The 4,475-nt window shown below is 72.3% G+C and carries 4 protein-coding genes and 1 pseudogene; 4 read left to right on the top strand and 1 reads right to left on the bottom strand.

Annotated elements, in window-relative coordinates; translation table 11 throughout:
- From QSG27_RS27825 to QSG27_RS27815, 3 genes are all read left to right on the top strand, one after another.
- Positions 1-1,117: DUF2339 domain-containing protein (locus QSG27_RS27825; RefSeq protein WP_306711962.1), on the top strand; the 1,117-nt coding region annotated here is incomplete at its 5' end.
- Between the two features lie 88 nt (positions 1,118-1,205).
- Positions 1,206-2,549, top strand: a complete 1,344-nt coding sequence (locus QSG27_RS27820; RefSeq protein WP_306711960.1) for a hydroxyacid-oxoacid transhydrogenase — start codon at positions 1,206-1,208, stop codon at positions 2,547-2,549.
- A 141-nt stretch (positions 2,550-2,690) separates the two neighbouring features.
- Positions 2,691-3,767: a CgeB family protein gene (locus tag QSG27_RS27815; RefSeq protein WP_306711958.1), complete on the top strand. Its 1,077-nt coding sequence runs from the start codon at positions 2,691-2,693 to the stop codon at positions 3,765-3,767.
- On the opposite strand, the gene QSG27_RS27810 is transcribed toward QSG27_RS27815, so the two are convergent.
- A complete protein-coding gene (locus tag QSG27_RS27810) occupies positions 3,745-4,122 on the bottom strand; it encodes a hypothetical protein (RefSeq protein ID WP_306711956.1) in 378 nt (125 codons plus the stop codon). The genes QSG27_RS27815 and QSG27_RS27810 overlap by 23 nt on opposite strands.
- 29 nt (positions 4,123-4,151) lie before the next feature.
- Between QSG27_RS27810 and QSG27_RS27805 the strand changes: the two are divergent.
- Positions 4,152-4,475: pseudogene (locus tag QSG27_RS27805) on the top strand (hypothetical protein); the annotation flags it as partial.

Below are 4,475 nucleotides of genomic sequence, written 5' to 3'. Positions count from 1 at the left end.
GCCGGGCGTCGGGCTGGGGCTGGCCGCCTTTGCCGCGGGGGCCGCCGGGGCGCTCAGCCTCGGCGCCGTCATGATGCTGCGCGAGGCGTGGCTGACCGTGGCGCTGGCCGCCCAGGTGCCGGTGCTGGCGTGGCTGGAGCGGCGGATGGGGCTGCGCTCGCTGCGCGCGGTGATCCTGCTGGTGGCGGGGGCCGTCCTGGTCCGGCTGGCGCTGAACCCGTACGTGCTGGAGTATGGGGAGGAGGGGCTCGGCTGGATCGTCTACGGCTACGGCCTGCCCGCGGCGGGCTTCTTCCTGGCCGCGCACTGGCTGCGCTCGACGCCGGACGGCAAGGGCGACGACGGGGCGGTCGCGCTTCTGGAGGCCGGTGGGCTGGCCTTCGTCACGCTCCTGCTGTCGCTCGGCATCCAGGCTTTGACGCGCGGCACGCTGGACGAGTTGCCCGACACGCTGCGCGAGGTGGCCCTGCACACGCTGGTCTGGCTGGCACTGGCCCTGCTGCTGGCGACGGGGCGGCGCTGGCGGGCGCGGCCCGTGGCGGTGTGGGGGCGGCGCATCCTGGCCGGGCTGGCCGCGCTCCAGGCGGCCGCGCTGCATCTGCTCGTCCTCAACCCGCTGTGGAGCGGCGAGGCGGTGGGCGATTGGCCGGTGGCGAACACGCTGCTTCTCGCCTATGGGCTTCCGGCCCTGCTGGGGCTGCTGTTCCTGTGGGTGGAGCCGCTCCCGGCCCGCCTGCGCTCCTGGGCGGCGTTGCTGCCGCTGGTGCTGCTCGGCATGAATCTGGCGCTGGAGATCCGCCACGCCTTCCAGGGGCCGGTGCTGTCGGGCGCGGAGCTGCCGGACGCCGAATGGTACGGCTACTCCGCCGGCTTCCTGGCCGCGGCGGTGCTGATGCTGGTCGCCGCTCTGCGCGTCCGGCTGGACTGGCTGCGCCATGCCGCGATGGCGCTGATGCTGGCGGTGGTCGCCAAGGTTTTCCTCAGCGACATGGCCGAACTGGGCGGGCTCTACCGCGTCGCCTCCTTCCTGGGGCTGGGGTTGAGTCTGATCGGCGTCGGCTATCTTTACCGGCGGCTCCAGGGCGCCGCATCGGAGCGTTCGCAAACAATCGGCTGAGCGAACGGTCGGGTTGACAGGCGGCACCCTCCCGCGTTCCGATGGTGGACAACGAAGGCACAAAGCAACGCCAGGGAGACCCGCGCCCATGACCCGCCCCATGACCCGCCCCATGACCAGCCCCATGACCGATTCCATCGCCCATCCCATCCTGCCCAACGGCGACACCGGCTTCACGGTGGAGGCCGCGTCCATGAAGTTCGGCCGCGGCATGCTGGCGGAGGCCGGGAACGATGCACGCAACATGGGGATGCGCCGGGTGGCCCTGTTCACCGACCCCCATGTGGCCGGCATCGCGCCCTTCGCGGCGGCGCTGGAGTCGCTGAAGGCGGCGGGGCTGGACGTCGCCGTCTACGACCGCTGCGCGGTGGAGCCGACCAGCGCGTCCTTCCTGGAGGCCGCGGATTTCGCCCGCGACGGCGCGTTCGACGGCTACGTCTCCATCGGAGGCGGGTCGGTGATCGACACGGCCAAGGCGGCCAACCTCTACGCCACCCACCCGGCGGACTTCCTCGCCTACGTCAACAAGCCGCTGGGGGAGGGGCGCCCGGTGCCCGGCCCGGTGAAGCCGCACATCGCCTGCCCGACGACCTGCGGCACCGGCAGCGAGACGACCGGAGTCGCCATCTTCGACCATGTGGAGATGCGGGTGAAGACGGGCATCTCCTCCCGCTTCCTGCGCCCCAATCTGGCCTTGGTGGACCCGGCGACCATCGACAGCCTGCCGCCGGGCGTCATCGCCTCCACCGGCTTCGATGTGCTGACCCACGCCATCGAGAGCCACACCGCGCGCTCCTACCGCTCCCGCCCGCGGCCCGACGCGGCCAACCCGCGCCCGCCCTACCAGGGCGCCAACCCCTGGTCGGACATCGGCAGCCTTCAGGCCATCCGCCTCGGCGGGCAGTATCTGGAGCGCGCCGTCAACGACCCGGCGGACGAGGAGGCGCGCGACGCCCTGATGTTCGCGGCGACCCTGGCCGGGCTGGCCTTCGGGAATGCGGGCGTGCACATCCCGCACGCCATGTCCTATTCCGTCGCCGGGATGAACCACAGCTTCACGGCGCTCGGCTACGAGAAGGCCAACCCGATGGTGCCGCACGGCATCTCGGTGGTGCTGAACGCGCCCGCCGCCTTCCGCTTCACCGGCTCCGCGGAGCCCGAACGCCACCTCCGCGCCGCGGAGGCGCTGGGGGCGGAGGTGCGCGACGTCTCCCCCGCGGACGGCGGTGCGGTGCTGGCCGCCCGGCTGATCGCCATGATGCGCGCCACCCATCTGCCGAACGGCCTGTCCGCGCTCGGCTACGGCGCGGCGGACATCCCGGATCTGGTCCGCGGCGCCATGGCCCAGCAACGGCTGCTGACCATCGCGCCGCGCCCGGTGACGGAGGACGACCTGCGCCGGCTCTACGCCGACGCCATGACCTACTGGTGACCCTTTCGATCGGCCGCCGTCCGGCGGGAGGCACCCCTTACGCGCGTCTCCCGTTCCCGGAACACCGCCGGACAGGTCTCGTTGTTCCGGAAGGAGGCCGCCGGGGTAGAGGCAAAGGGGGGGAGGCATGGCGCCGGCATCATGAAAATCGTCATCTTCGGACAATCCATCAGCTCCTCCTGGGGCAACGGGCACGCCACCCTGTGGCGGGGACTGGTCAAGGCGCTGGTGCGGCGCGGCAACCGCGTCGTCTTCCTGGAGCGCGACACGCCCGAGCGGGCGGACCACCGTGACCTGCGGGAGATCCCCGGCGGGGAGCTTCTGCTCTACGGGCGCTGGGAGGACGTCGCGGCGGCGGCGCGGCGCCACGCCGACGAGGCGGACGTGGCCATGGTCACCTCCGGCTGCCCGGACGGAGCGGCGGCGTCCCGCCTGGTGCTGGGGTCGAAGGCACAGCGCACGGTCTTCTACGATCTCGACACGCACATCACCCTGGCCGGCACCGAAGCGGGGGAGTGGCCCGCCTGCCTGCCGCCGGACGGGCTGGGCGGATTCGACACCGTCCTCAGCAGCACCGGCGGGCGGGCGCTGGAGGCGCTGAAGACCCGGTTCGGCGCGCGGTTCGTGGCGCCGCTCTACGCCTGGGTGGACCCCGACCTGCACCGGCCCGCCGACCCGGTGCAGCGTTACCTCGGCGACCTGTGCCATCTCGGCGCCTGGGCGGAGGACCGGCGGGCGGCGCTGGACGCGCTGTTCATCGAACCGGCGCGGCGGCTGGCCCGCCGGCGCTTCGTCATCGCGGGCAGCGGCTGGCCGGACGGGATTCCCTGGGGCGGCAACGTCCACTTCGTCCGGCATCTGCCCCCGGCGGAGCACGCGGCCTTCTTCTGCTCCTCCACCCTGACGCTGAACGTGACGCGGGACAGCCTGAAGGCGATGGGCTGGTGCCCGTCCGTCCGCCTGTTCGAGGCGGCGGCCTGCGGCGTCCCGGTGATCTCCGACGAGTGGGAGGGCATCGGCGCCTTCTTCGAGCCGGGGCGCGACATCCTCGTCGCGCGGGAGACCGACGACGTGACCACGGCGATGATGCTGCCGCGCGGCCATCTCGCCACGCTGGCCCACCGCGCGCGGGAGCGCACGCTGGAGGAGCACACGGCGGAACGGCGCGTGCGGGAATTGCGCTCCATCCTCGACATCAAGGGTAGCGGCGACGATTGACCCGATGCCCCCCATTTGGAAGTAAGCCGCCCTTGGCGCCCTGGCCGTCCGGTCCGGGTTCCCCGGTTCCGGGGGCGGCACCCCGGTGCAGGACGGCTATCCCTTCCGCGGGCCGGTCCACTTCCAATACCCCGGTTACCGGCGCCCCGTTTTCGTAGAAAACAAGGATGGGGCGATAAAACCAGAAACCCCCCAATCCCGGCTTTTCTCCGGGCCGCAAGACGTCGGAGAGAAAGAAGAGCGTGCGTCGGACAATAAATGTGAATGAACGACACCACAGGGACAAGGGATGATCGAAGCGGTGATGCACAGGAACAGGCTGGCCGGAAAGCCCCACCAGAGCGTCCACGCCCATTCGGGCCTCCGGTTCCTGGAGGCGGCGCGATGGCTTTGACCGTTCTCACCGTCGCATCGCCCTTCGCCCCCGTCGGCGCCGACCCGGAGAGCGAAGGGACGGCGGAGCAGGTGGCCGGCGCCATCGACGCCGCCCTGGTGCGCGCCGGACACCGGTCGGTCGTCATCGCGCCGGAGGATTCCGCGGTGGCCGGGACCCTCATCCCGCTGGCGCGCGTCCATGGCGGCGCCCATGGGCAGGCGCCGGACGAGCGGGCCCAGGCCGCCGGCCTGCGGCGCGGCGCCGCCGTGGTCGCCGGGGCGGTGGCGGAGCACGCGCCGGGTCCCGTCCACATCCCTGTGCGGCACTTCCGC

The sequence above is a fragment of the Azospirillum isscasi genome (assembly GCF_030849505.1).
Lineage (GTDB): Bacteria > Pseudomonadota > Alphaproteobacteria > Azospirillales > Azospirillaceae > Azospirillum > Azospirillum isscasi.
This window is presented reverse-complemented; position numbering and strand designations above follow the sequence as displayed.